Origin of the sequence: Sutcliffiella cohnii (assembly GCF_002250055.1) — a bacterium.
GTDB classification, from domain to species: domain Bacteria; phylum Bacillota; class Bacilli; order Bacillales; family Bacillaceae_I; genus Sutcliffiella; species Sutcliffiella cohnii.
This window is the reverse complement of sequence record NZ_CP018866.1, coordinates 2051321-2076831: the sequence shown is the minus strand read 5'-3', so window position 1 is coordinate 2076831 and position 25511 is coordinate 2051321. Positions and strand designations below refer to the sequence as shown.

Genomic DNA, 25511 nt, shown 5'->3' with positions numbered 1-25511 from the left:
TTTTAAACATCTCCCACACACTCCTTCATTCTCCCTCCATTTTACGAATAAACGTTCTCCTAGTAAAGAGAAACAACCAAAAAAGAAAAAATTACTAGAAAAGCGGAGGCGGCTCGTTTAGGTCCAATCAAACTGGAGCCTTTCCGCAGGAGATAAAGGAATCACGGCGAACGTCAGTGAGTCGATGATGACTTATCGTACGGAGGAAAGGTGAAGTTTGAGCCGGACCTATTCTCCGGTCATTAAACTTTCCGACTGTTTTGGCCTACATGCTTTATACCATTGTGCAAAAAGTATAACAATAAGAATAGCTTCGATAAAATCGCCTCCATAATACATTAATTGTGCGCCTCGCTCTGCTTCATATAAAGGAACACCTATTGGCGGTTTTGAATAAATGATTTTTGTTAATATACCATGAGCAGCTAGCGCAACTATAAAAATAGAAGTGCGAAATATAAAACTATAGCGATGAAAAACTGGTTCTACATATATTATAGAAACAACAAATACATACCCCGCTAAAAAAACATGAAAATGAATCGCGATATAAATGAATGGATTAGAATGCATCCATTCAAACAGTTTTGTCATATATAAAATCCATAATCCTCCTATATTTAATAAAGTTGTTATTATTGGATGTACAATTAATTGAAAAGGCATAGTTCGTAATACTCTAGTTAATTTCCTAGATTGATGAACATGTAAAACTCTAAATAATAAAGTCATTGGAGTAGATAAAGCGATTAATAGTGGTGCTAACATCCCTAACAAAAGATGTATTAGCATATGAAATGTAAAATTATAATGAGAAAGTTCCGTCAACGGTTTGGAAACAGATACAATAGCAATAAAACATCCTACAATACAGAGAATACTTTTGTATATTGGCCAATTGCTATATTTTCGGTTTGAAAGAAATACTCCAAAACAGTATAAAATTAATAGAATACTGAACGGTGTACTTAAAAGAAGAGAAGGTAAAAAAACTTCAGCATTATCGATCATTGTCCCACATAGGTTGTACATTAATATACTACCTTTTCATTTTTCGTATTGCCACTTCGAAATAACAAATATAAACCAGCAACTAACATTAAAATGGCAATAATATTCCAAACAAAATCATAGATGAATACATTTTCTACATATCTAATTTGATGGATTCTCATTAATTTATGTTGAATAATACCATCATATAATTGAAATGCGCCGCCACCAATTAAAACACTAGCAATCCATTTAATCATTGACAATTCATTTTTACGTCTTAAATCAGCAAACAAAAACAAGCCACCAATAGTCGCAAACCAACTAAATGCATGAAACCACCCGTCTGATATTAACCCTACATTTGTTGTTGATTTATCATAAAAATGATGCCAATGTAATAACTGGTGAAATATAGTTTCATCAATAAACGCAACTAGCCCAAGACCAAATAATATTCCAGACAAAATGTTACGATTTTTTACAGTACTCATAAATATCTCCTTTACATTTTTCCATTATGTTATATAAAGACAGACAGAATTATTCAAAAAAAGAAAATGTCCTACTGAATAACAGTCAGTAAGACATTTTACCTATTATTTCTCCACTTTATTAATATGAAGCGGTGGAGGAATTAACCAACCCTTTTCTTTTTGCATTTTTAATAGTTTTCCACCAAGTGCTGCTTTTTGCATGTGAAATTGTCCGAACATTGCTATTACGTCTTCTCGGATACCTTGACCCATTTGTTTACTACAAGCTATAAGGCCAGCAGCTATGTCTGCTCCAAGGCTAGCCGCAATTTCTGGATCGTTAAACCTTGCACCAACAGGTATATCTTCTAAATTAGCTGTTGGTCTTTCAGGTGGGCTTGGTGGTAAAGGAACTTCATTTTCCTTTAAAATACCTTCCATTTGCTCCACTTCTTGTTTCGTATTATCCATAACATTTTCTAATAGTTTTCGTAAATCTTCATCACCCGTATGATTAAATAACGTTTGGTGAGCCACTATAGCAGATTTTGCTACTAATAAATTCGTCCACAAACCATATACTTCACCGTAGTGTAAAGGTTCATCTTTTGGATTTCCATTTAAAATACCCATTACCATCCTCCTAATCGAATGTAAACTCATATAATCAACCACCTATTAAGTATGCATCCATATGACACAATGTATAATGTCCCCTCCATTTCATAATCAATACATACAATCCCACAAGTTTATGGAAGTTATAATTTGGATTAATTTTAGAAGTATAAAAGAAGACTGAAGGATTTCATTCCCTTCAGTCTTCTTCCGTAATATATTTTTCATTATCTAACAGCACAGCGGTTTGGACCAATTTCCATTTCACGTTGCTGTTCTACATCCGGGTTTATTTTCCCCATGTTCGTTTCGCGAATTTCTTGGTATGCATTCGGTTGCGGTGGTAGGTTTTCAGTTACAATTTTTCTAAACTCTTGTTCATCTTCAATATTTAGACCGTGATTTTTAGCAAATAAAGTACCTAATTTTGCTGCAACAGTTCCATCCTCATTTAGCTCTTCAATCATCATGAAGTGAGCTGGAAGAACAATTAATTCCTCGGATAACTCACGGTATCGAACGTATAAGCTTTCTCTTAAATCTGAAACCCAATCTTCGGCCAAACCCGCTAAGTCAGGTCTCCCAATAGAATCGATGAATAAAATATCTCCTGATAATAAATATTTCTCATCAATAATAAATGATGTTGAACCAATTGTATGTCCCGGTGAGTATAATGCATGAATATTTATCGTAGAATTACCGATTTTTACTTCGTTACCACCTTCTAAAGCGTTGTAATTAAAAGTTACGTCCGTAGCATCTTTCGGCGGTAACCAATATTGAGCCCCTGATATTTCGGCAATTCTTCTTCCTCCAGATATGTGATCGGCATGTAAGTGGGTGTCAAATACATGCGATATTTTAACGCCTTTTTCTTCCACAAGCGATATATAGCGTTCAATCATTCTCGTAGGATCAATAATTGCTGCTTCTTCATTAGAAATTACCATGTATGACAAACAACCTTTACCAATTCGGACAAATTGGTATAATTCTCCCCCTCCGTTTAAATCTCCAACTTTAACCGGTTCTAAATACTCACTCCAAGCTTTCATTCCACCTTCTAAATAATATACGGAAAATTCTTTTTCAGCTAACATTTCTGCTACCATAACAGAAGACCCTTCTTTAGCACATACAACTAAAACATCCATGTTTGTAGGAAGTTTATCGACAATTTCTTCCACTCCATCTAATAGATCAAAGTAAGGTATATTTAAATAATTAAAGTTTTCCCCTTCTATTTTCCATTCTTCAAAATCATTAACATTTCTAACGTCTAATATAAACAACTGTTCCTTATTTATAACTTTTTTTGTAACATCTTTAGCAGTCATTACTTTAATATTCATACTCAATTACCCCCAATAGTATATTTAAATTTAAATTTTTTTGTATTAAACAGTTATTCAACTTTACCTTCCCAAGCTAGCATTCCGCCATTCATATTTATAACTTTAAAGCCATGTTGCTCTAAAAGTCGACAACCATTTGCACTTCTTCCACCAGAGCGACATACTACTACATATTCTTTAGAATTATCTAATTCATGCATACGAAATTCTAATAGGCCTAGTGGAATATTCGTAGCGGTTGGAATTTTGCCACTTGATACCTCTTCCACTTCACGCACATCAATGATATTTAATTGCTCTCCATTTTTTATAGCATTTTCTACTTCTATCGCTGTCATTGTTTTCATTTAAATACCTCCTAATATATTTCTTGTATTATATTTTAATTTATTTACGCTACAAGTCATATAATATACCCTAAGGGGTATAATGTCAACTGTATTATTACGATATAATTAATGGAGTTAATATAGCATAATAATTTTATGAGCATATTTGTTTCATATTAATTTTTTTAAAATTATAATAAAATATGAATAAAATAAATTGGAGGTTTTAAATGATGTTTGATGTAGTTATTATCGGAGCAGGTCCAGCTGGTGCAAGTGCTGCACTATTTACGGCTAAAGCTGGCAAGAAAACAGTTTTAATTGATCATGATAAAAGTATGACAAAACGTGCTTGGGTTGAAAATCATTACGGGGTAATGGAAATTACCGGACCTGAATTAGTTGAAATTGGTCAAAAACAAGCACAAAAATTTGGTGCTGAATTAGTAAATGAAGAAGTTGTAGACGTTACAAAAACAGAAACAGGATTTCAAGTTCAATCTAGTTCGCAAACGTTTGAAACAAAACATGTTGTGCTTGCAACTGGTGCGGTAGCTGGACTTGCTGAAAAAATCGGTGTTAATTTAAAAGATGGTACAGAACCTCGTATTAAAGCAGTAGCTGATGTTGACTCTACTGGGCGCACGAATATTGATGGTGTTTGGGCTGCTGGTACAGTGGCTGGTGTAAGCGTACATACGATTATTACTGCTGGTGACGGTGCAAAAGTAGCAATTAATATCGTAAGTGAACTAAATGGTGAACGTTACGTTGACCATGATGTATTAAAATCCTAATAAAAAAGGCGCATTAATATCAATGCGCCTTTTTTACGGATTACAAAAATAACAATTACTAGCATCTTCTTTTTCTTTTCCATTTGGAAAAAGCCGTTCCTCTCTCCAATCACATTTTTGACATTGATAAATCGATGCTTTAATTCCTTCTGTTGGTAATTCACAATGATTACATAATAATCCTCTTCTTTTTTCAACGATATCAAACCCTGGAAAATCACAAGATGGACAAAGTTGAAATATCTTGTTGACTAAATTTTCCGTTGCTGCTTTTATATTTTCCATTCTTAATGGGTTATACATAGCTCTCATGTCCGTTTCGATAACAACTTCCCCATATATTTTATAGACTCTATTATATGCTCGCTCTAATTCATCCCAATCCGAAATACCTTTTAAACTTAACTCATAATGTTTACTTCTAATAATTACTGCATGCTCTGGGAATTTAGCAGTTTTACAAAAAGCTACAGCTTCATCTATATCGTATATTTGTTTTTGATTATAATTTGTGCTCGTTGTAAGTGCCTCTCCAAAAATCTGAATATCATGCACAACGTCAATAAACGATACAATTTCTCGATTTAAAATAACGAATGGAACTTGTGGGTGAGGATTAAACGCTCCTTCACTACTAATACCGATTGTATAATTTAATTTATAACACGCCGATATTGATTTTTCTATTGCTGTTTCAAGCTGTGTTCCTACCCTTCTTATTTCATTCGTAAATGTTCCGAAATGATCAGTATCAAAGTTACTCGGAATACGTACATCCAAGCCTAGTTGTTTTTTAAATATAGGAGCAACCACTTTTTCCTTTCCGTGCATTGTTGCTAAAATTGCAGCTCGGCCTTCAAATAATGAAATGGCTTTGTTTCTATTTACCATCGTTTACACATTCCTCTACCTTCTTCCATACTTTTGTCTCTGAATTAAAGACGATTCCAGTAACTTTTACAGAAGGTGCAATTAAAGGATGATTTTTTATGAGTTTCATATTTTCTGCTATCCCTTGTCTAATGTCTATCGCTGTAGTTAACCACTCTTCGACTTCCATATTTAATATGTTAACATAATTAAAAGTATCGATTACTTCTTTGGAAATTCCTTTATTGTAAAGAATATTTGTTATTGATATATTTTTGAAACTTGGATTTATCGTATTACCTACTATATAAATACTTTCTACTTCTTCATATACAATCGCTTGAATAATACTACGAATTGAACAGCCTAATGGATGAATAATTGATGTTTCATAGTTTTGAATTAAAATTAGTTCCGAAAGCTCTTTTTCAATAATTTTTGGGAGTAAATAACAATCCTGCAATTTTAAGCTAGTAAGAACTATTGTTTTTTTCATCTTATATTCCTCCAAAAGTTAAAAATTTTGCAATATGAAAGTACATTGGTATTCCAATTATTAAATTAAACGGAAATGTAATTCCTAATGATAATCCTAAATATATGGAAGGGTTTGCCTTCTTTACTGATGTTTTTAATGCCGCAGGAGCAGCAATGTAAGAGGCACTTCCAGCTAAAACTCCCATTAATGTGGCTCCACCAACTGATAATCCAACAATGCTTCCTATCACAACACCGAAACTTCCAAACACTATCGGAAACAATATTGCAAGACCGATGAGAGAGATCCCGTGTTTTTTAACTTCTGTTATTCTTTCACCAGCTAGTAATCCCATATTTAATAAAAATAGTATTAACACGCCATTATACAAATCGAAGAATAAAGGCTGAACAATTGGAGCGGCAGCATCCGCACTTATAAAACCGATTAATAAACATCCTAATAGGATAAATACACTTTTTCCAAAAATACTCTCTTTTATAATTTCTTTATCTATCATTCTCGTGTATGGTGAAGAGAAGGCAACACTAGAGACCTGAATTGATTCATTCTTTTCCATAACTTTGTATAGGAAGATGGACACAATGATAGCAGGGCTCTCCATCAAAACGACTAAAGCATTCATAAATCCTTCATAGGAAACTGCACTATGTTCTAAAAATGATATAGCAGCTCCGTACGTCACGATACTAACGGAACCAAACGACGCTGCCAATCCAATCGAGTTGGCGAAATCAAGTTTCGTCCACTTTGTTATTATTAAAACGAATATAGGTATGAAGAAACCTAACAACAATGCTCCACCGATCGGCGCCATTATCATTGTAATATCGTATTGTGAAAGAGCAATTCCACCTTTTAGTCCTATAGCGATTAACAAAAATAAACTTAATACTTCACTAATACTTGAAGGTATTTTTAGATCAGATTTAAAAATAGTAGCAATCATACCAAGTAAAAATATTAAAACAAATGGTGATGTTAAATTATGAATAACAATTTCCGACATTTCCCCACCTCTTCTAAGTAACTATTTGCAAATCAGAAACAAATAAAGTGTAAGTCATAACAAGACTCCAAACATAAAATTTCCCACTAAAAAAACCGACAATTAATCAAAGCGGATTTAATCGCTCATGAAAAATTGTCGGTTATTTTCAACTCACCTTGTGTTTTGAAAATCTCCCACTATTCTTTTGTTGTAAAACTTTTTTCCAAATTACTGTCTAGCTTAAATACCATTACTCGTTCACCGGTTTTAGTACTAATATCGGTATGAAAGGAAAGAACTTCTTTTTCTGTTATAGCAGCAATCATTCTCTTTAATTCTTCTACTCCACACTCAACTAAATCAGACCTCATTCGTTTAATCGAGAGCATACCTTCCTTTGTTTCACATACTTTATATTCTGCTGGTGTAAGGATTCCGCGTAAATTTACAATTATCATATCCCTTAATACATCTGTTTTAACGGATATTGAACCACGGCTTAAAAAATCCTTCTCCCATTGTGTTAGTAATTTACTGATCTCAGCTTCTAAAGCACCTTTTGATTTTTCCATTTTCCCCCTCCTCCTATTCGTTCTTTTTACATTTCCCGTAAAAAAATCGGTATATCCCTTATTTACTAGTAAGTAAGTAAAGAATATACCGATTTATAAGTACCTTACTACAAACAAGCTGTAACTTTTTCATACTGTCAATTTTACAAGAAAATTTACAGTATGCTAAAGATAGCCTAGTCCGAAGTATTGTATTAATCTCTCGGATATGAAGTTAAATAATACTTTAACTGGAACTTAACATTCTGTCAATTATTTTTTATAGTATTGATGATTACATTTTGTTTAATTCCAGAGAAACTGTCATTCATTTAATATACATTGGTCTATACAACTATACAAATTAAATGGTAAAATAATCTTAGTATGTTAGTTAAAGAGGAGATAAAAGCCATGCAGCACAATTATTCATTTGTAAACGCAAACATTATAAGAAGTGAAGAGCTTATTCGAAATGGATATGTACACATTTCTAACGGAAAAATAGAAGATATTGGTGACATGAAGTTTTACGAAAGGCAAGATGGTTATGATGAAATCTATCTAACAGAAGATGAACTCCTACTACCAGGCTTTATTGATATTCACATCCATGGAATTAACGGTGCTGATATGATGGATGCGACGGAGCAAACATTAAATGATATGGCTAAAAAGCTCCCACATGAGGGCACAACGTCGTTTTTAGCCACAACGATAACTCATAATCAAGAAAATATTGAACTTGCACTAACCAATGTTGCTAAATATACAAATAGTCATAATTCTAAACAAGGAAGTGAAATGCTAGGCATCCATTTAGAAGGCCCCTTTCTCTCAAAAAAACGAGCTGGGGCACAACCGTTACATCATATTATTTCACCAAGTATTTCACTTTTTGACCAATGGCAACAACTCTCAGGGAACAGTATAAAAATAGTTACACTAGCACCAGAGCAAGAAAATGGTTTGGAATTAACGAAATATTTAAGTGAACATAAAGTAATCCCTTCTATTGGACATTCCGATGCTATTTATGAAGAAATGAAAAAAGCTATAAATCTAGGAGCAAAACATGTTACCCATTTTTATAACGGAATGAGAGGTATACACCATCGAGAGCCTGGCGTTGTAGGTGCAGGCTTGGCTCATGATAGTCTCTTTTTAGAATTAATAGTCGATGGAATTCACGTTCATCCTGCTGTAATAAAATCCACCTATAAAACGAAAGGTGCAAAAAAAATTATATTAATTACTGACTCGATGCGCGCAAAATGGTTAGAAGATGGTGAATATGAACTCGGAGGCCAAAAAGTAAGTGTTCGTAATAATACCGCTTTGTTAGAAGATGGGACTCTAGCTGGGAGCGTACTGAAGATGAATGATGCTGTCAAAAATATGATGCAATACACAGGTTGCACAATAAATGAAGCCATCCAAATGGCTGCAGAAAACCCAGCCAAACAATTATCTGTATGGGATCGAAAAGGTAGTATCACAATTGGCAAAGACGCAGATATTGTAATTGTAAAAAATGATTTGACCGTACAAATGACGATGTGTAATGGCATTATTGAATATAAAGGAGCGGAATAACTTGAATATTATAACAGCAGAATCGTATGAAACGTTAAGTAAAATGGCCTCACAATTTATTATAGATGAAGTTAATAGTAAACCGAATGCAACAATTGGTATGGCGACCGGTGGCACTCCATTACAAATGTATCAGTTATTACAAGAAGACTATAAACAAAATGGTACATCGTATTGTAATGTGACAACCTTTAACTTAGATGAATATGTAGGATTAGCGAAGGACAATCCGAATAGCTACTATCAGTACATGAAAAAACATTTATTTAATCACATTGATATTGAACAAAACAATGTATTTATTCCTAACGGAGAAAGCAAAGATTTAGTAGAAGAATGTAATTTATACGAACGATATTTACTAGAAAAAGGCCCGATTGACATACAGATTTTAGGATTAGGTTCTAATGGTCATATAGGATTTAATGAGCCAGGTACACCATTTTCTAGTAAAACACATGTTGTAGAACTAACAGATTCTACGCGAAAGGCAAACGCTCGATATTTTGATAATTTAGACCAAGTTCCTACTCATGCGATTACGATGGGAATAGATACAATTATGAGGGCAAAAAAAATATTACTTTTAGTTTCTGGAAAAAATAAATCAAACGCTTATGAGCAATTACTTCATGGCAAAATTTCCGAACAGTTTCCTGTTTCCGTTCTAAGAAACCACCCCTCTGTTCACATAATAGCAGACATGAGCTCGCTCGAATCGGTAACAATTCGCGTTTGAAAGGAGGAACACTTATGATAAATAAACGTTCCCCACTACCGATTTATTATCAGTTAGAAACATATATTAAAAATTTAATCGAGTCCGGACAATTAAATCCTGGAGATAGTTTACCTTCTGAACGGGAATATGCAGAACGATTCGAGATTAGTAGAATGACAGTAAGACAAGCCATTAATTCCCTCGTACAATCAGGACTTCTTTACCGAAAAAAAGGAAGTGGCACATATGTTGCTGAAAAAAAACTAGAACAAAAGCTACAAGGTCTTACAAGCTTTTCAGAAGATATGAAAAATCGTGGAATGAAGGCTAGTAGTACAATAATAAAGTTCGAAGAAATAGAAGCAACTCCTCTAATCGCAAATGAGTTACGGTTAAAAGAAAGTAGTAAAATTTACGAAATTATGAGAGTCCGCCACGCTGATGACGAACCGATGGCTATCGAAATAAATTATATGTCACCTACTATTGTAATTGGCCTAACGGAAGATGTATTAACTAAATCCACATATGCTTTTTTTGAAGCGAGTGGTTTATACATTGAACATGCTACACAAATTATTGAAACAGCAAAAGCAACTAATTATCAAGCCCAACTGTTAAATATAAATGAAAATGATTCGTTACTTCTAATTCAACGTAAAACATATTTACAAGATGGTACACCTTTGGAATTTGTAAAATCATATTATCGTGGCGATCGATATAAATTTGTTGTTACGATTGACCGACACGGAAAGACGTAAAAAGGAACTGGTGAAATACCAATTCCTTTTTTTTACTCTAATTTTTTACTTGTTTTTTACATTATCACGTATTGTTTCGATAATCTCTCTCGTTTCGTCTAAATGTCGAACTGTTTGATCGTACTGCTGTGAAGCAACCGACATAAATAAAATGTCAATAACATGTAACTGGGCAATACGTGAAGATGTTGCTCCACTTCTAAATGTCGGTTCTCGAGTTGCAGAAGTGTAGAGCTTAACATCCGCTTGCTCATTAACAATAGAGGAACCAAATTTAGTTAAGCTTATTGTATGTGCTTTTTTTCTATTCGCAAGTTCTAATATTTTTGCAACTTCAAATGTTTTTCCCGAGAAAGATATACCTACAACTACATCCCCCTCTTGAACGTTTGCTACTTGAGTTGCAGCCATATGGAAATCACGGAAAGCCGTGGACCGTTTGTTAATTCTTAAAAATTTTTGATGGGCATCTTCTGCGATAATTGCAGACGCTCCTACACCAAAAAAGTGAATCGTATGGGAATGCATTATTAGTTCAACTGCTTTAGAAAGCTCTTCAATATTTAATAGTTGTGAAGTTTCTTCAATTGTTTGTATACTATTATTCGTCATCTTTTCGATAATAGATGATGGTGATTCATTAGGTTCTATATCTCGAAACCCACTAGGGCTCGTTGTCTTTTGTAAGTCCCCTGCAATTCTTAGCTTCAAGTCTTGAAATCCTTTTAAATCTAGTGATTTGCAAAGTCTAATAACTGCCGCTCCACTTGTGGAACTTCTTTTACCTAGTTCATTTGCAGTTAAGGAGATTGTTGCTTGTGGATTTTTTAATATATATTCTGCAATCTTCTTTTCAGAAGGAGGCAAATCTGGAACCATTTCTTTTAGCATAACTAATCCACCTGACATAAAAGGCATACTGACCCCTCCTTATTGTTCATTTTCTATTTATATCCGTTCCTACTAATTAACTCTTTAAAGTAAGTTTATAAATGTTTAGAGTACTGTTGATATTCTTTCCAAACATGGAAATTTAACTTTCCGTAAAAATCTGTTAAAGTAGTCCAATCAATTAACATAGTTCGAATGTTGCGCTCCCATAAAATATTGATAGCTGCTTTTACAATTCCTTCGCCAAAACCTTTTTTTCTTTCTTCTTTTGAAATTCCGAGTGGACCTATACCACCGAGTTTACCGTTCCATAATGGTGACCAGTATACATTTTGGGCTATAAAGGGAGAATTCGCATCATTTATACGACAAAAGCCTATTATCCTACCTTCTTTTTTCATCACTACAAATTCTCGACCGTCACCATTTTTTTCAAAATATTGACGTGCTTCATACTCCCAACGTCCTGGAAATTCTCTATGTAAAAATAAAAGGAATTTTTCCTTTTCGTTTATATGTAATATTGAGATATTAATATTTTTATACCTTAGAAAAAATGGTTGTGTATTATTAAATGTTTGAATTAGATCATATTGTAATTGTCCAATGTTATAGCCATGCTTTTCAAACCATTTTTGATAGGTTTTATATTGTGTAGGTATTCCAGGAAAGTAATGCCATGGATCGCGGCCTAAATGAACAACTTTTGCCCCGTTAGATTGCATTGCATTTTCGGCTAGTACAAGTAATTTCGTGCCAATTCCTTTTTTTCTATATTGACCTTTTACTAATAGAGCTTGGATCCAACCTACTTCTCGATCCATTTTATAGTCTTCGTTTTCTTTCCATACTTTGCTTACAATAAAAGCAATGACTTTATCTTCTTCATCTGTTACTACAAAAGAACCTTCTATTAATGTATTATTATCTTCAAACGTATTTTGACGAAATAATTCATTTCTCATCGGAAAATCGCTACCTATTTCTTCATTCCATAGTTCTACTATTTGCTCCAACCATATAGGGTGTAACTTATTAATGTACATCTCACACCAACTTCCTCATTAGTGTTTCTATTTCATTATATAACTATTTAAATTTCATTTCAATTTTTATTTTTTTATATGAAATATAATTTTACTATTTTGTTATATATTTTTATTTATTAATAAAAAAGAGCAGCACCCCTGTTAAAGGTACTACTCTTTTATCCATTATTGTAAACTCTGTTTTGCTACTATTATTTGTAATTTTACTTGTTCAGAAGATGTACCACCTTCACTATTTCTAGCTTCTACAACGTTTTTAGGTTGTAGTACGTCGTAAATATCTTCCTCAAACAACTCATGAAACTGTTTATATTCATCCATCGTTAATGCTAATAAAAATTTCTTTTGTTCAATCGCATATAAAACAGTTTTTCCAATTACTTCATGAGCTTGGCGGAATGGTAAACCTTTTGTTACTAAATAGTCGGCAATATCTGTAGCATTGGAATAATCTTGAGCTACCGCTGCATACATCTTATCCGCGTTTACCGTCATCGTTTCAATCATTGGAGCTAGTAAACGTAACGAACCGTCCAGCGTTTCTACCGTATCAAACATCCCTTCTTTATCTTCTTGCATATCTTTGTTGTATGCTAAAGGAAGTCCTTTTAACACTGTTAGAAGCCCGACTAGATTTCCATATACACGTCCAGTTTTAGCTCTTAATAATTCTGGTACATCAGGATTTTTCTTTTGCGGCATAATACTCGAACCGGTACAGAAGGAATCATCTAATTCGATAAATTGGAACTCTTGACTTGACCATATTACTAACTCTTCCGATAAACGAGAAATATGAGTCATTAATAAAGACGAGATTGATAAAAACTCGACAATAAAATCGCGATCACTTACTGCGTCCATACTGTTTGGATACACTTTATCAAATCCTAGTAATTCGGCTGTTTTTGAACGATTAATTGGAAAGGTAGTTCCTGCTAGTGCTCCAGAACCTAGTGGTGACCAATTAATACGTTTCAGGCTGTCTTGTAATCTATCTTTGTCACGTTCAAACATCCAAAAGTAAGCCAATAAGTGATGTGCAAATGATACTGGTTGAGCTCTTTGTAAGTGAGTATAACCAGGTAAAATCGTATGAACATGTTCTTCAGCTTGTTGTAAAAGCGCAGTTTGTACTCCTTTAACTAATTCAATAATATTTAATGTTTGATTACGAAGGTATAAGTGCATATCTGTAGCAACTTGGTCATTACGGCTTCTACCAGTATGTAGCTTACCACCGACTGGTCCAATTTCATCAATTAGTAATTTTTCAATATTCATATGGATGTCTTCATTTTCTACTGAAAATTGGACTTCACCGTTTTCTATTTTTTGCTTAATTGTTAGTAAGCCGTTTTTAATTGTTTCTGCATCATTTTTCGGGATGATGTTGCATTCACTTAACATTTGGACGTGTGCTAAGCTTCCTTCAATGTCTTCGAATGCAAGTTTTTGATCGAAATTGATGGACGCTGTAAATACTTCCACTAATTTGTTTGTTTCTTTTGTAAAACGTCCACCCCATAATTTAGACATAAATATGTTCCTCCTAATATGTTAGTTGTTTCTAGTTGGTTGTTATTTTATTTGGGACTACCGTGAAAAAGTTAGCTTTTATTAAAAATTAGAAGCTAATCATTTTACAACATTGAATGTTGCTAAGCGTATAAAGTTAGTCCGTTTCACTTCGCTGCAGGCACTCGCTTTCCGTGGGGCGTGGCATGAGCCTCCTCCTCGCTTCGCTCGTCCGGGGTCTCAAGACTCACGCTTTCCCCCCACTGGAGTCTCGCACCTTCCGCTCCGTTCCACTCACGGGTCTAAATATTGAAAGTAAAACATTATAACAGTTCTACACCGAACTGCCTATCTTCATTCGCCATGGTGCCAAATTATTACTTGCATAGGTATCTAGCTTCTATGACTTGATTCCACCTTTGATTGGACCTAAGCGAGCCGCATACGCTTTTCTTATTATTTTAATACTTTGTCTTTTGATGTTACTTCGGCGTATACTTTTGTTGGGAGTCCCCATAGTTTGATGAAGCCTACTGCTGCGTTGTGGTCAAACGCATCTCCTTTTGAATAGGTTGCTAATTCTTCATTATATAAACTGAAATCAGATTTTCTGCCAACAACGACATGGTGCCCTTTATGCAATTTAATGCGAACCTTTCCAGTTACCGTTTGTTGTGTTTCTTCTACGAATGCATTTAAAGCATTCATTATTGGTGAATACCAAAGACCTTCATAGATTACTTTTGCAATTTGTTGGTCAACAACTGTTTTAAACTGTGTTACTTCACGTGGTAATGTTAAAAATTCTAATTCCTTATGAGCATTAATTAAAATTAGTGCTGCTGGGTTTTCATATACTTCACGAGATTTTATCCCTACCAGGCGGTTTTCAATATGATCAATTCGACCAATCCCGTGTTCTCCACCAAGTTCATTCAATTTCTCAATTAACGGCACAATGTCCATTTCTTGATCATTCAATGCAACTGGAACTCCTTTTTCAAATGAAATTTCAATATATTCAGCTTCATCAGGTGTTTTTTCAATAGGATTCGTCCAATCAAACGCTCCTTCTGGTGCCTCATTCCAAGGGTTTTCTAATACTCCAGCTTCACACGCTCTTCCCCATATATTTGCATCGATAGAATATGGATTATCTAAATCAACCGGAATCGGAATGTTTTTTTCTTCTGCATAAGCAATTTCTTCGTCACGTGTCATTCCCCATTCACGAACAGGAGCAATAACTTTTAAGTTTGGATTTAATGCTTGAATAGAAACTTCAAATCGAACTTGGTCGTTTCCTTTACCTGTACAACCGTGAGCAACTGCGACAGCGCCTTCTTGCTCTGCAATTTCAACGAGTAGCTTTGAAATTAACGGTCGAGATAGTGCAGAAGATAAAGGATATTTCCCTTCATATAAAGCATTACCTTTTAATGCTGGTAATATATAGCCTTTTGCTAGCAATTCTTTTGCATCGATCATAATAGCTTTTATAGCACCAACATTGAGGGCTTTTTGACGAATAGCTTCTAGGTCTTTCCCTTCTCCAACATCAAGCCCCAATGCGATGACATCATATCCGTATTTTTCTTGAATCCATTTAACTGAAACCGAAGTATCTAAACCTCCAGAATATGCTAAAACCACTTTTTCCTTTGCCATATTCATACACAACCTTCCCCTGAATAAATATCTACAGTATAGTATTTTTATACATTAATGTGAAAAAAAATAAACATTACTTTGTTTCCATTAATGCTTTTAATATTGCTTTTTGAGCATGTAAACGATTTTCCGCTTCGTCAAATACGACTGAATGCGGTCCATCTATAATCTCTTCCGTTACTTCTTCCCCTCTATGTGCGGGTAAACAATGTAGAAAGATATAATTGTTTCTCGCATAAGAGGTTAATTGTTTGTTAACTTGATAGTTTGCGAATTTTAACAAACGATCCTTTGCTTCATTTTCTTGACCCATACTAGACCATACATCAGTTATGACTACATCTGCTTCTTTTATCATTTTAACAGGATCAGTAGAAAATTCTATGTTTGAACCGGTTATAGAAGCTGTAACTTTTGCTTTTTCCCATACCGTTGTATCAGGTTCAAACCCTTCAGGACTAGCAACCGAAATGTGCATCCCAACTTTTACTGCACCTTCAATTAAAGAATGACTCATATTATTGCTACCATCACCGATAAAACACATTTTCAACCCTTTTAGTGTACCTTTATGCTCTAAAATTGTCAACAAATCTGCCAACACTTGGCACGGGTGATGTTCATTTGTTAAGCCATTAATGACCGGAACAGTTGCATTCGTTGCAAACTCTTCTATTGTTGAATGACTAAATGTCCTAATCATTAGTCCGTCAACATAACGTGATAATACTTTTGCTGTATCATGTGTTGTTTCTCCGCGGCCTAGTTGAATATCGTTTGAACTTAAAAATAACGCATTTCCACCAAGTTGTAACATCCCTACCTCGAACGATACACGTGTCCTTGTAGAAGATTTTTCAAAAATCATCCCTAACACTTTTCCCTCTAGATAACGATGCGGTTTTCCTTCTTTTTGAAGCTTCTTCATTGTTACTGCTTCATTTAACAAATAAAGTATTTCATCTGTTGTGTATTCATTTATAGTTAAAAAGTCTTTTTTTTCTATTTGATTAGCTTTTGTATTCACTAATGTTGGTTGCATATTGATCTTCCCCTTCTACTTGATGTATATAGTAATCTTTCATAGAACGGAAGTCTCGATTAACTTTGTTTATTTTAATCGCTTCAGAAGCTGTATCCAAGCTAGTAAAGCAAGGTACTTGATATCGAGTACAAAGTTCTCGTAATTTTGCACCAAGTCTAATTAAGTTTCTCCCTTTTGTTGGAATAATGATAGCTCCTGCAATTTCTTCCTTTAAAAACAATTCTTCTTCATACGGCTTCGTTTCTATTCCTTTTTGCGATAAATGTTTGGCAGTGCCATCTGTAGCTACAATTGAAAATCCTTTTTCGATTAACTTAATAGCAATTGGTACTACATTTTCCTTTTCACGTTCCGTAACGGATAAAAGGAAACTTTTATTATTTGTATAGTCAAATGGATTTACTTTATAGAATAGTGCTTTAAATAACGCTTCTTCATAACTAAATCCTAATCCTAGTACTTCCCCTGTTGATTTCATTTCTGGACCTAAAACATGATCAACACCTTTAAGTTTGGTAGCAGAAAAAATCGGTGCTTTTACACTATAAAAGTGCGGGAATTCCTTCAATCCAACTTCAGCTAGTTCATTTCCTAACTGTGCCTTAACAGCTAAATCTACTAAATTTACTCCTGTTACTTTGCTCACAATTGGAATAGTTCGAGATGCTCTCGGATTAACTTCTAAACAATAGACCGTGTTATTTTTTATGATAAACTGAATATTGGCTAGCCCTACAATGGATGCAGCTTCACAAATTCGTTTTGTATAATCTACAAGTACTTCTTGTATTTCTTTTGATAGATGTACTGGTGGGAATACTGCTATACTATCTCCCGAATGAACACCGGCTTTTTCAACATGTTCAAAAATTGCAGGAATGTATATGTTTTTCCCATCACTTACGACATCTAACTCACATTCAGTTCCAGGTACAAACTGGTCTACTAAAAGAGGCCATACATGATAGTTTTCTTCCTTTAAATGATCGATGTAAAATGTTAATTCATCCTCTTCATAAAATGTATACATCGATTGTCCACCGATAACATAAGATGGTCTGACTAATACTGGGTATCCTATTTTGTCTGCTGCATCTTTTAAACTGTTAATATCATAAACGATTTCACCATCCATATGCGGAATGTTTATCTCGTCTAATAGTTGATAAAATTGTTGACGATCTTCAAGCTTATCAATATTTTCTACAGTCGTACCGACAACATTAATCCCTTTTTCTTTAAGAGCTGCCGCTAAATTGATCGCTGTCTGTCCGCCGAACTGGATGAATACATAGTTTACGTTTTCTTTTACAATAACGTTCATAATATCTTCAACTGTAAGTGGTTCAAAGTACAACTTATCCGCAATTGAAAAATCTGTACTAACTGTTTCAGGGTTGTTATTAACTACTACTGTTTCTAACCCTAATTTCTTTAATGCTTTTACAGCATGAACGGAACAATAATCAAATTCAATACCTTGACCAATTCTTATAGGACCAGATCCAATTACAAGTGCTTTTTCCTTATTACTTACTTCTACTTCATCTACTCCGGACCATGTAGAGTAATAATATGGAGTTAATGCATCGAATTCCGCTGCGCAAGTGTCAACTAGTTTATAGGCGGGTTTTAAACCGAAAGCTTCTCTCTTCTCTTTCACTTCTTCGATAGAGCAAGATAATAACTCACTTAAATATTCATCACTTATATTTTGATATTTTGCTAATGTTAACAACTCTTTCGTAACAGTATCAATTGTAAAGGTTGCTAATTGTTCTTCTAGTAATACCATTCCATTTAGTTTTTGTAAAAACCATTCATTTATTTCAGTGAGTTCATGAAGTTCCTCTATCGACATCCCTTTTTGTAACCCTTCCGCAATTGCAAAAAGTCGATAATCGTTCGGCGTTGCTAATAATTTCTTAATTTCATCCAAGTTTTTATTAGAAAGTTTATTTGTTTTTAAACCTTTTACATTCATTTCTAAAGAACGAATTGCCTTATTCATTGCACCTTCAAACGACCGATCTATTGATAGAACTTCACCTGTTGCTTTCATTTGAGTGCCTAATGTGCGATCTGCTTCTGTAAATTTATCAAACGGAAATCTTGGAAGCTTAACTACAACATAGTCTAGAGCAGGTTCGAATGAAGTAAATGTATTTCCTGTTATTGGATTTATAATTTCATCTAAATGATAGCCTATTGCACATTTCGTTGCTATTCTTGCAATTGGATAACCAGTTGCTTTTGATGCAAGTGCAGATGAACGACTAACCCGTGGATTTACTTCAATAATGAAATACTCGTTTGATTCTGGATGGAAAGCAAATTGAATATTACAACCACCAATTATTTTTAAAGCGCGAATAACTTTTAATGAAGCATTTCTTAAAATTTGATATTGAACGTCTGATAAAGTTTGTGAAGGAGCTACGACAATGGAATCACCTGTATGAACTCCTACTGGGTCCATATTTTCCATATTACAAACGATAATACAAGTATCATTCGCATCTCTCATAACTTCATATTCTATTTCTTTCCAACCTTTTATACTTTTTTCTAAAAGTACTTGATGTATCGGACTTAAAGAGAGTCCCCTTTTTAAAAGTTGTTGTAACTCAAGGGGGCTATTTGCAAAGCCTCCACCTTCTCCGCCTAGAGTATAAGCTGGACGAACAATGACAGGAAACCCAATTTCTTCTGCAAAATTTAGTCCTTCTTGTTCTGTATGAACAATTTTTGATTGAGGAATCGGTTCATTAATGTCTAACATTAGTTGGCGGAACTTTTCACGATCTTCCCCTTGCTGGATAGAAGGAACAGATGTACCTAGTAACTTTACATTATATTTTTCTAAAATACGTTCTTCTTCAAGTTGTACTACTAAATTAAGCCCTGTCTGACCACCGAGAGTTCCAATTATCCCATCAGGTCTTTCTTTCTTTATGATCACTTCTAAACTTTCTACTGTTAGAGGCTCCATGTATATTTTATCTGCAATCTCTTTGTCAGTCATAATTGTTGCTGGATTACTATTAACAAGGATTACCTCTAAACCTTCTTCTTTTAGCGCAATACAACTTTGTGTCCCTGCATAATCAAATTCAGCGGCTTGCCCAATAACAATTGGACCTGAGCCAATTACTAATACTTTTTTTATCTGTTTATTGAGCGGCATATGTTAATTCTCCTTGGTGAATATTCTTTATAAATTTTTTAAAAATATGTTCGGTGTCCTGTGGACCAGGATTAGCTTCCGGATGAAATTGTACAGAAGAAATTGGTAATTGTTTATGACGTATTCCTTCTACAGTTCTATCATTTATATTGAAATAAGTAATATGGAAGTTTTGATTATTAATAATTGATTTTTCATCTACTACATATCCGTGATTTTGGGATGTAATAAATACTTTCCCAGTTTCCACTTCTTTAACTGGGTGGTTTCCACCTCGATGACCGAATGGTAATTTCGTCGTTTTGCCCCCATGCGCTAATGCAATTAACTGGTGCCCTAAACAAATACCAAGCGTTGGGTACATTTCTGTAATTAATTTAATGTCCTTTAAATACTCACTTAATGCCATTGGATCTCCTGGTCCGTTACTTAAAACTATCCCATCAGGATTCAATTTTTGAATTTCTACAAGAGTAGTATTGTAAGGGACAACCGTTACTTTACAATTTTCATTTAGTAACGCTCGTAGTATAGATTTTTTACTACCATAATCAATTAAAACAACATGCGGCCCATCATTCGAATATTTCTGAATCGATTTAGTTGATACTTGGTCTATAAAGAACGTTGTATCAGCATTAAAAGATACGTTTGAAGGATTGGTAGTGATTTTCCCTTTGACGCTTCCATATTTTCTAATTATCTTTACGATTTGACGTGTATCCACTCCGGTTAATCCATTAATCCCATTTCGGTTTAACGTGTCAACTGTTGTTTCTTTCATTTGGAAATGTTGAGGATTCACACATATTTCACCAGTAACAATTCCTCGAATATAGAGTTTATTAGATTCAAAATCGGCTTCGTTAATTCCGTAATTTCCAACTAACGGATAACAAAAAACGATAATTTGGCCGGCATATGAAGGATCAGACATAATTTCCTGATATCCTGTCATACTCGTATTGAAAACTACTTCACCTGTTGATTCCAAAGAATTCCCTAAAAGGGTTCCTTCAAAAACATGCCCCGTCTCTAGAAGTAAATAGCCTTTTTGCACTTTTTAACACTCCTTCGCTGCTTTTAACGCTTTTTCAAATTTTTCGACAAACAGCAGAATTTCCTCTTCGGACACTGTTAATGGTGGCAAAAGTCGTATAACATCTGGACCAGCTGTTAAAATTAACAGTTCATTTTTTATTGATTCTAATACGACTGTTGAGGCTATTTCACGGTTAAGTTTTAGTCCAATTAATAGGCCTTTCCCTCTAACTTCTTCAATAAAATCATATTGACTAGCTATTTTTTGTAGTAATAACGTTAACTGCTTACTTCGGTCACTTATAGTTGTTAATAGTTCATTGTTTAAGATGTATTGTATTGTGGATAATCCTGCAGTTGTTGCTAGTGGATTGCCTCCAAACGTACTTCCATGACTGCCCGGACCGAAAAGATAAGAGACGTGCTCTTTTGCTAGCATCGCACCGATTGGAAAACCTGAACCTAATCCTTTCGCAATTGTCATAATATCAGGTTCTAAATCATATTGTTGATAGGCAAATAAAGTCCCCGTTCTACCAATCCCCGTTTGCACTTCATCCACTACAATTAAACTATTATTTTTTTTGCAAATCTCGACTAACTTTTTAATCCATGTTTTATGAGCAGGGACGACTCCGCCTTCCCCTTGTACTAGTTCGAGCATGACAGCAGTTGGTTGCCATTCATTTAACTTTTCAAGTGCATCTTCGTCATTAAAAGGTAAGTAATGAAAACCTTCTACTAATGGCGAAAAACCAGTTTGTATTTTTTCTTGTCCTGTAGCTGTTAACGTTGCTAAAGTTCTACCGTGAAATGACTTTTTAAATGTCACAATTAACGGTTGTTTGTTTTCACTATTAGCTTTAGCACGAACTAGTTTAATTGCTGCCTCATTCGCCTCTGCCCCACTATTACAAAAGAATACTTGGTCAAAGCTCGTTACTTTTGTTAACTGTTTTGCTAACTTTTGTTGGGGTTCAATATGATAAAGGTTAGAAACATGCCATAGTTGATCCAATTGATTTACCAATGCATTTTTTACAAATTCGGGAACATGACCAAGGTTACATGTCGCAATCCCTGAAGTGAAATCTAAATATTTTGTGCCTTTATCATCCCAAACGTAACTTCCTTTTCCCTTAGTGACCGTTATAGGAAATCGACCATACGTATTCATAATCGGTTGTGTTGTATCAGCTGTTGTGCCCACTATAAATCATTTCCTCCTCTAAATAAAAGAATGTCCCGCTATGTTCACCTTTAGTAAAACGTGTAAGGGATTGTTTAGTCGTTCCATCTATTATTACTACATTAGAAACTCCATTTTCTAAGCAATCAATTGCACTGTGTACTTTTGGAATCATTCCACCTGTTATTTGTTGTGACTCAATTAACTGTTCTACTTGTTTATTTGACAGGGAGCTTTGTACTTCACCGTCTACTAACACTCCTGCAACGTTCGTTACTAAACATATGGTCCCTTCAAGACTTTTCGCAATTGCCGCTGCAGCTAAATCAGCGTTAATGTTATAATGTTGACCGAATAAGTCAACCGCAATAGGGGATATTACAGGTATTCCGTCCATATCGGTAATCATCTTTACTATTTCCGTCCGAACGTTGGTAATTTCGCCAACCAAGCCAATTTCATCAGCATTTTGTACCGGTTTTGCTTCTAGAAACATTCCATCAACGCCACTAATGCCAATCGCTTTTCCACCAGCTTTGATAATGTTACGAACAATTTGCTTATTTAAAGAACCTGAAAGTATCATTTCTACAACGTCTAAAACTTCAGGGGTAGTCTGACGCAGTCCATTAACAAACTTTGTTTCAATCTCTAAACTGCTGAGTGTTTTTGTTATAGAAGGTCCACCTCCATGGACAATGATTGGTACAAATTCTTTTTCTTTTTGGATTTGGACAAGTTCTTCAAAAAAGCTAGGTGATAATTGTTCAAAAATACTTCCCCCGCATTTTATTACGAGATAATTCATTGTATATTCCCTCCATTACGTTCGGTAAGAAGCGTTGATTCTAACGTAATCATATGACAAATCACAGCCCCAAGCAGTTGCTGTCTTGTCGCCACCATTAAGATCAACTGTCAGTTGTATTTTCTCGTTAGCTAAGTAAGATGTTGCTTCTTCTTCTGAAAATGGATGTGGAACCCCATTTTCTACAACTTTATGAGGGCCGATAAATACAGTTATGTTGTTAGGGTCAATGGTAGTCGCACCACTATACCCAGCTGCACATATGATTCGACCCCAATTTGCATCACATCCGTAAACGGCCGTTTTTACTAAGCTCGAGCCTACAATAGATTTAGCGATTTTTTCTGCATCTTCTTTTATTACTGCCCCTTTCACTTCGACCTCTAAAAGTTTCGTAGCACCTTCGCCATCACGAGCAATTTGTTTTGCTAGTGATTGACATACTTCTTTTAAAGCCGATTGGAACAGCTTAATTGCTGCCTCATCCTGTAGTGTCCATTCAACGTTGCCTGCCAACCCATTTGCTAATAAAACAACGGTATCATTTGTACTCGTGTCTCCATCTACCGTAATCATGTTAAACGAGTCGTTCGTTACTGTTTTTAAACAATACTGTAGTGCTTCTTGACTAATATTTGCGTCCGTTGTGATGAAACCTAACATTGTAGCCATATTTGGTTTAATCATGCCAGATCCTTTTGCCGCTCCACCAATCGTAATAATATGGCCATTAATTTCGACCTGCACACACGCACTTTTTCTAAAAGTATCTGTTGTTAGTATTGCTTTTTCAAAGTTCTCAACACTGCTATCATTTTCAGCAATTTCAATTCTATTAATTCCTTCATTTAGTTTCTCCATGTTTAACTGTTCACCAATTACACCTGTTGATAAAACTACAACATCTTCTGGAGTTGAACCGATTTTATTCGCATACCATTCTCTCATTATGTATGCGTTTTTTAGTCCTGTTTCACCAGTACAAGCATTTGCATTTCCTGAGTTCACGATAACACCTTGGATAAACCCATTTTGTTGAATGCTATCTTGGGTAACTTTTAACGGAGCCGCTTGAAAGACGTTTGTCGTATATACTGCTGCAGCCTTGGCTGGTACAACCGAATAGAGCCAAGCTAGGTCATGTCGTTTTCTTTTTAAACCACAGTGTAACCCTCCGACTATATATCCTTTAGGGCTTGCAATGTTTCCATTTTCGATTTTTGTAATGGCTGTTGAAGCTTCTGTATTAATCATCTGTTTTTTCCTCCATATTCAAATTCACACAATCTATAAAACTATGGAAATAACGGCGTAGTTTGTAGCCCTGTCTTTTCATCCCATCCATACATGACATTCAAATTTTGTATCGCCTGCCCAGCTGCACCTTTTACAACGTTATCTATTACTGCAACAATTATTAGCTTATTCGTTCTTTCATCTACTGTAATACCGATGTCACAGAAATTTGAACCTGTCACTTCTTTTGTAGCTGGCCAGGTTCCACCTTTACGTATACGAACGAAATAATCATCTTTATAGTAATCTTCGTATAGTGAGATTACTTTACTCTCATTGATTGGCTCCTTCAAATTCGCATACATCGTGCACATAATTCCTCTCGTCATTGGCACTAAATGAGTAGAAAAAGTAACCGTAATATTTTCGTTTCCAATTTGTGATACGATTTGTTCTATCTCTGGAATATGCTGATGTTTTCCTAATTTATAAGCTTTTACATTTTCATTGATTTCACTATAATGCGTTGTAGCGGATGTTTTTCTACCAGCACCGGATATACCAGATTTACCATCAATGACAATGGAATTACCATCGATCAATTTATGTTGTAATGCTGGAATTAAACCGAGTAATGTTGCTGTCGGATAACATCCTGGGTTCGCGACCAATGTTGCTTCTTTAATCAATTCTCTATTTAATTCTGTTAAACCGTATATAGCTTTGTCTAAAGCAAAAGGTGGTGCTGGTGTATTTTTATACCATCCCTCGTATAAAGAACCATCCTGTAATCTTAAGTCGCCTGATAAATCAATTATTTTTATTCCTGCTTCGATATATTGAGGTATTAATTCCTTTGAAACGCCAGACGGTGTGGCAAAAAATAATACATCTATATTTTCTTTCACATCTTCTATGTTTAACTCTGAAATATTCATTTCAAGTATTCCTTGTAAATGTGGGTATTGTTCTACGATAGAATTTCCATTAGATGAATGTGATGCTAAAAGTTTAATTTCAACGTATGGATGGTTTACTAAGTAACGAATAAGCTCTACTCCACCGTAACCATTTGCTCCAACAATTCCAATTTTCATAATTCACCATCCCCTTTTCTTTGTATTATTATAATTATTAATTCATAAAAATACAACATTTAATTGTTATAAAACTGAAAAAATATGAGTTTTCATAAAAAGAAGATGTATAAAGCTATTGATCGTTTTATTTAAGCATTGTACTTAAGTGGTTAATTTCTTTAACTAAGTATTTTTTTCTAATAGTACATAATCATCTAATAGTACATAATCATC

At 34.5% G+C, this 25511-nt stretch carries 24 protein-coding genes; 4 read left to right on the top strand and 20 right to left on the bottom strand.

Features of this window, described 5'->3' with window-relative positions:
• Positions 1-228 precede the first annotated feature (228 nt).
• The 5 genes from BC6307_RS10245 to BC6307_RS10225 all read right to left on the bottom strand — a co-directional run bounded on the left by BC6307_RS10245 (position 229) and on the right by BC6307_RS10225 (position 3792).
• Positions 229-1032, bottom strand: coding sequence for a cytochrome c oxidase assembly protein (locus BC6307_RS10245; protein ID WP_235858222.1), 804 nt, complete (start codon positions 1030-1032; stop codon positions 229-231).
• The gene (locus BC6307_RS10240; RefSeq protein ID WP_066418897.1) at positions 1032-1487 is read right to left on the bottom strand and encodes a DUF2243 domain-containing protein; all 456 of its coding nucleotides are present in this window, start codon (positions 1485-1487) and stop codon (positions 1032-1034) included. Before BC6307_RS10240 ends, BC6307_RS10245 begins: the two co-directional genes overlap by 1 nt.
• Positions 1488-1592: 105 nt before the next feature.
• Positions 1593-2102, bottom strand: coding sequence for a DUF3231 family protein (locus tag BC6307_RS10235; protein ID WP_066418894.1), 510 nt, complete (start codon positions 2100-2102; stop codon positions 1593-1595).
• Between the two features lie 212 nt (positions 2103-2314).
• Positions 2315-3442 (bottom strand): MBL fold metallo-hydrolase, encoded by a 1128-nt coding sequence (locus BC6307_RS10230; protein WP_066418891.1) that lies wholly within the window; start codon positions 3440-3442, stop codon positions 2315-2317.
• Positions 3443-3495: 53 nt separating this feature from the next.
• Positions 3496-3792 (bottom strand): rhodanese-like domain-containing protein, encoded by a 297-nt coding sequence (locus BC6307_RS10225; protein ID WP_066418888.1) that lies wholly within the window; start codon positions 3790-3792, stop codon positions 3496-3498.
• Between the two features lie 215 nt (positions 3793-4007).
• Here BC6307_RS10225 and BC6307_RS10220 point away from each other — a divergent pair, with 215 nt between their 5' ends.
• Positions 4008-4571: an FAD-dependent oxidoreductase gene (locus BC6307_RS10220; protein ID WP_066418911.1), complete on the top strand. Its 564-nt coding sequence runs from the start codon at positions 4008-4010 to the stop codon at positions 4569-4571.
• A gap of 33 nt (positions 4572-4604) precedes the next feature.
• On the opposite strand, the gene BC6307_RS10215 is transcribed toward BC6307_RS10220, so the two are convergent.
• The 4 genes from BC6307_RS10215 to BC6307_RS10200 all read right to left on the bottom strand — a co-directional run bounded on the left by BC6307_RS10215 (position 4605) and on the right by BC6307_RS10200 (position 7503).
• Positions 4605-5462 (bottom strand): DUF6671 family protein, encoded by an 858-nt coding sequence (locus tag BC6307_RS10215; RefSeq protein WP_066418886.1) that lies wholly within the window; start codon positions 5460-5462, stop codon positions 4605-4607.
• Positions 5452-5937, bottom strand: coding sequence for a carbonic anhydrase (locus tag BC6307_RS10210; protein ID WP_066418883.1), 486 nt, complete (start codon positions 5935-5937; stop codon positions 5452-5454). Before BC6307_RS10210 ends, BC6307_RS10215 begins: the two co-directional genes overlap by 11 nt.
• 1 nt (position 5938) lies before the next feature.
• On the bottom strand, positions 5939-6949 hold the full coding sequence (locus tag BC6307_RS10205) for a sodium-dependent bicarbonate transport family permease (protein ID WP_066418880.1): 1011 nt from the start codon (positions 6947-6949) through the stop codon (positions 5939-5941).
• A gap of 179 nt (positions 6950-7128) precedes the next feature.
• Positions 7129-7503 carry a Na-translocating system protein MpsC family protein gene (locus tag BC6307_RS10200; protein WP_066418877.1) on the bottom strand — a complete coding sequence of 125 codons (375 nt, stop codon included), beginning with the start codon at positions 7501-7503 and terminating at the stop codon, positions 7129-7131.
• A gap of 393 nt (positions 7504-7896) precedes the next feature.
• On the opposite strand from BC6307_RS10200, the gene nagA reads away from it, so the two are divergent.
• The 3 genes from nagA to BC6307_RS10185 are packed head-to-tail and all read left to right on the top strand — an operon-like array spanning position 7897 to position 10563.
• Positions 7897-9078, top strand: coding sequence for an N-acetylglucosamine-6-phosphate deacetylase (nagA, locus tag BC6307_RS10195; protein ID WP_066418875.1), 1182 nt, complete (start codon positions 7897-7899; stop codon positions 9076-9078).
• A 1-nt stretch (position 9079) separates the two neighbouring features.
• Positions 9080-9817, top strand: coding sequence for a glucosamine-6-phosphate deaminase (nagB, locus tag BC6307_RS10190; RefSeq protein ID WP_174522385.1), 738 nt, complete (start codon positions 9080-9082; stop codon positions 9815-9817).
• Between the two features lie 14 nt (positions 9818-9831).
• Positions 9832-10563, top strand: a complete 732-nt coding sequence (locus BC6307_RS10185) for a GntR family transcriptional regulator (protein WP_066418872.1) — start codon at positions 9832-9834, stop codon at positions 10561-10563.
• 45 nt (positions 10564-10608) lie between these two features.
• On the opposite strand, the gene BC6307_RS10180 is transcribed toward BC6307_RS10185, so the two are convergent.
• The 11 genes from BC6307_RS10180 to argC form a co-directional block, all read right to left on the bottom strand.
• A complete protein-coding gene (locus tag BC6307_RS10180; protein ID WP_235858220.1) occupies positions 10609-11481 on the bottom strand; it encodes a MurR/RpiR family transcriptional regulator in 873 nt (290 codons plus the stop codon).
• A gap of 68 nt (positions 11482-11549) precedes the next feature.
• Positions 11550-12500, bottom strand: a complete 951-nt coding sequence (locus BC6307_RS10175; RefSeq protein ID WP_066418871.1) for a GNAT family N-acetyltransferase — start codon at positions 12498-12500, stop codon at positions 11550-11552.
• Between the two features lie 168 nt (positions 12501-12668).
• Positions 12669-14042 (bottom strand): argininosuccinate lyase, encoded by a 1374-nt coding sequence (argH, locus tag BC6307_RS10170; RefSeq protein ID WP_066418869.1) that lies wholly within the window; start codon positions 14040-14042, stop codon positions 12669-12671.
• Positions 14043-14477: 435 nt separating this feature from the next.
• On the bottom strand, positions 14478-15689 hold the full coding sequence (locus BC6307_RS10165; protein ID WP_066418903.1) for an argininosuccinate synthase: 1212 nt from the start codon (positions 15687-15689) through the stop codon (positions 14478-14480).
• A 76-nt stretch (positions 15690-15765) separates the two neighbouring features.
• Positions 15766-16734 (bottom strand): ornithine carbamoyltransferase, encoded by a 969-nt coding sequence (gene argF / locus BC6307_RS10160; protein ID WP_066418868.1) that lies wholly within the window; start codon positions 16732-16734, stop codon positions 15766-15768.
• The gene (gene carB, locus BC6307_RS10155) at positions 16703-19924 is read right to left on the bottom strand and encodes a carbamoyl-phosphate synthase (glutamine-hydrolyzing) large subunit (RefSeq protein WP_066418867.1); all 3222 of its coding nucleotides are present in this window, start codon (positions 19922-19924) and stop codon (positions 16703-16705) included. Before carB ends, argF begins: the two co-directional genes overlap by 32 nt.
• A complete protein-coding gene (locus BC6307_RS10150) occupies positions 19911-20984 on the bottom strand; it encodes a carbamoyl phosphate synthase small subunit (RefSeq protein ID WP_066418865.1) in 1074 nt (357 codons plus the stop codon). The genes carB and BC6307_RS10150 overlap by 14 nt, the downstream gene beginning before the upstream one ends.
• A 3-nt stretch (positions 20985-20987) precedes the next feature.
• Positions 20988-22142 (bottom strand): acetylornithine transaminase, encoded by a 1155-nt coding sequence (locus tag BC6307_RS10145; protein WP_066418901.1) that lies wholly within the window; start codon positions 22140-22142, stop codon positions 20988-20990.
• Positions 22143-22158: 16 nt separating this feature from the next.
• Positions 22159-22962, bottom strand: a complete 804-nt coding sequence (gene argB, locus BC6307_RS10140) for an acetylglutamate kinase (protein ID WP_066418862.1) — start codon at positions 22960-22962, stop codon at positions 22159-22161.
• Between the two features lie 15 nt (positions 22963-22977).
• Entirely contained in the window at positions 22978-24216 is a 1239-nt protein-coding gene (argJ, locus tag BC6307_RS10135) for a bifunctional glutamate N-acetyltransferase/amino-acid acetyltransferase ArgJ (RefSeq protein WP_066418860.1), read from the bottom strand.
• 41 nt (positions 24217-24257) lie between these two features.
• Entirely contained in the window at positions 24258-25295 is a 1038-nt protein-coding gene (argC, locus tag BC6307_RS10130; RefSeq protein WP_066418857.1) for an N-acetyl-gamma-glutamyl-phosphate reductase, read from the bottom strand.
• Between the last annotated feature and the right edge of the window lie 216 nt (positions 25296-25511).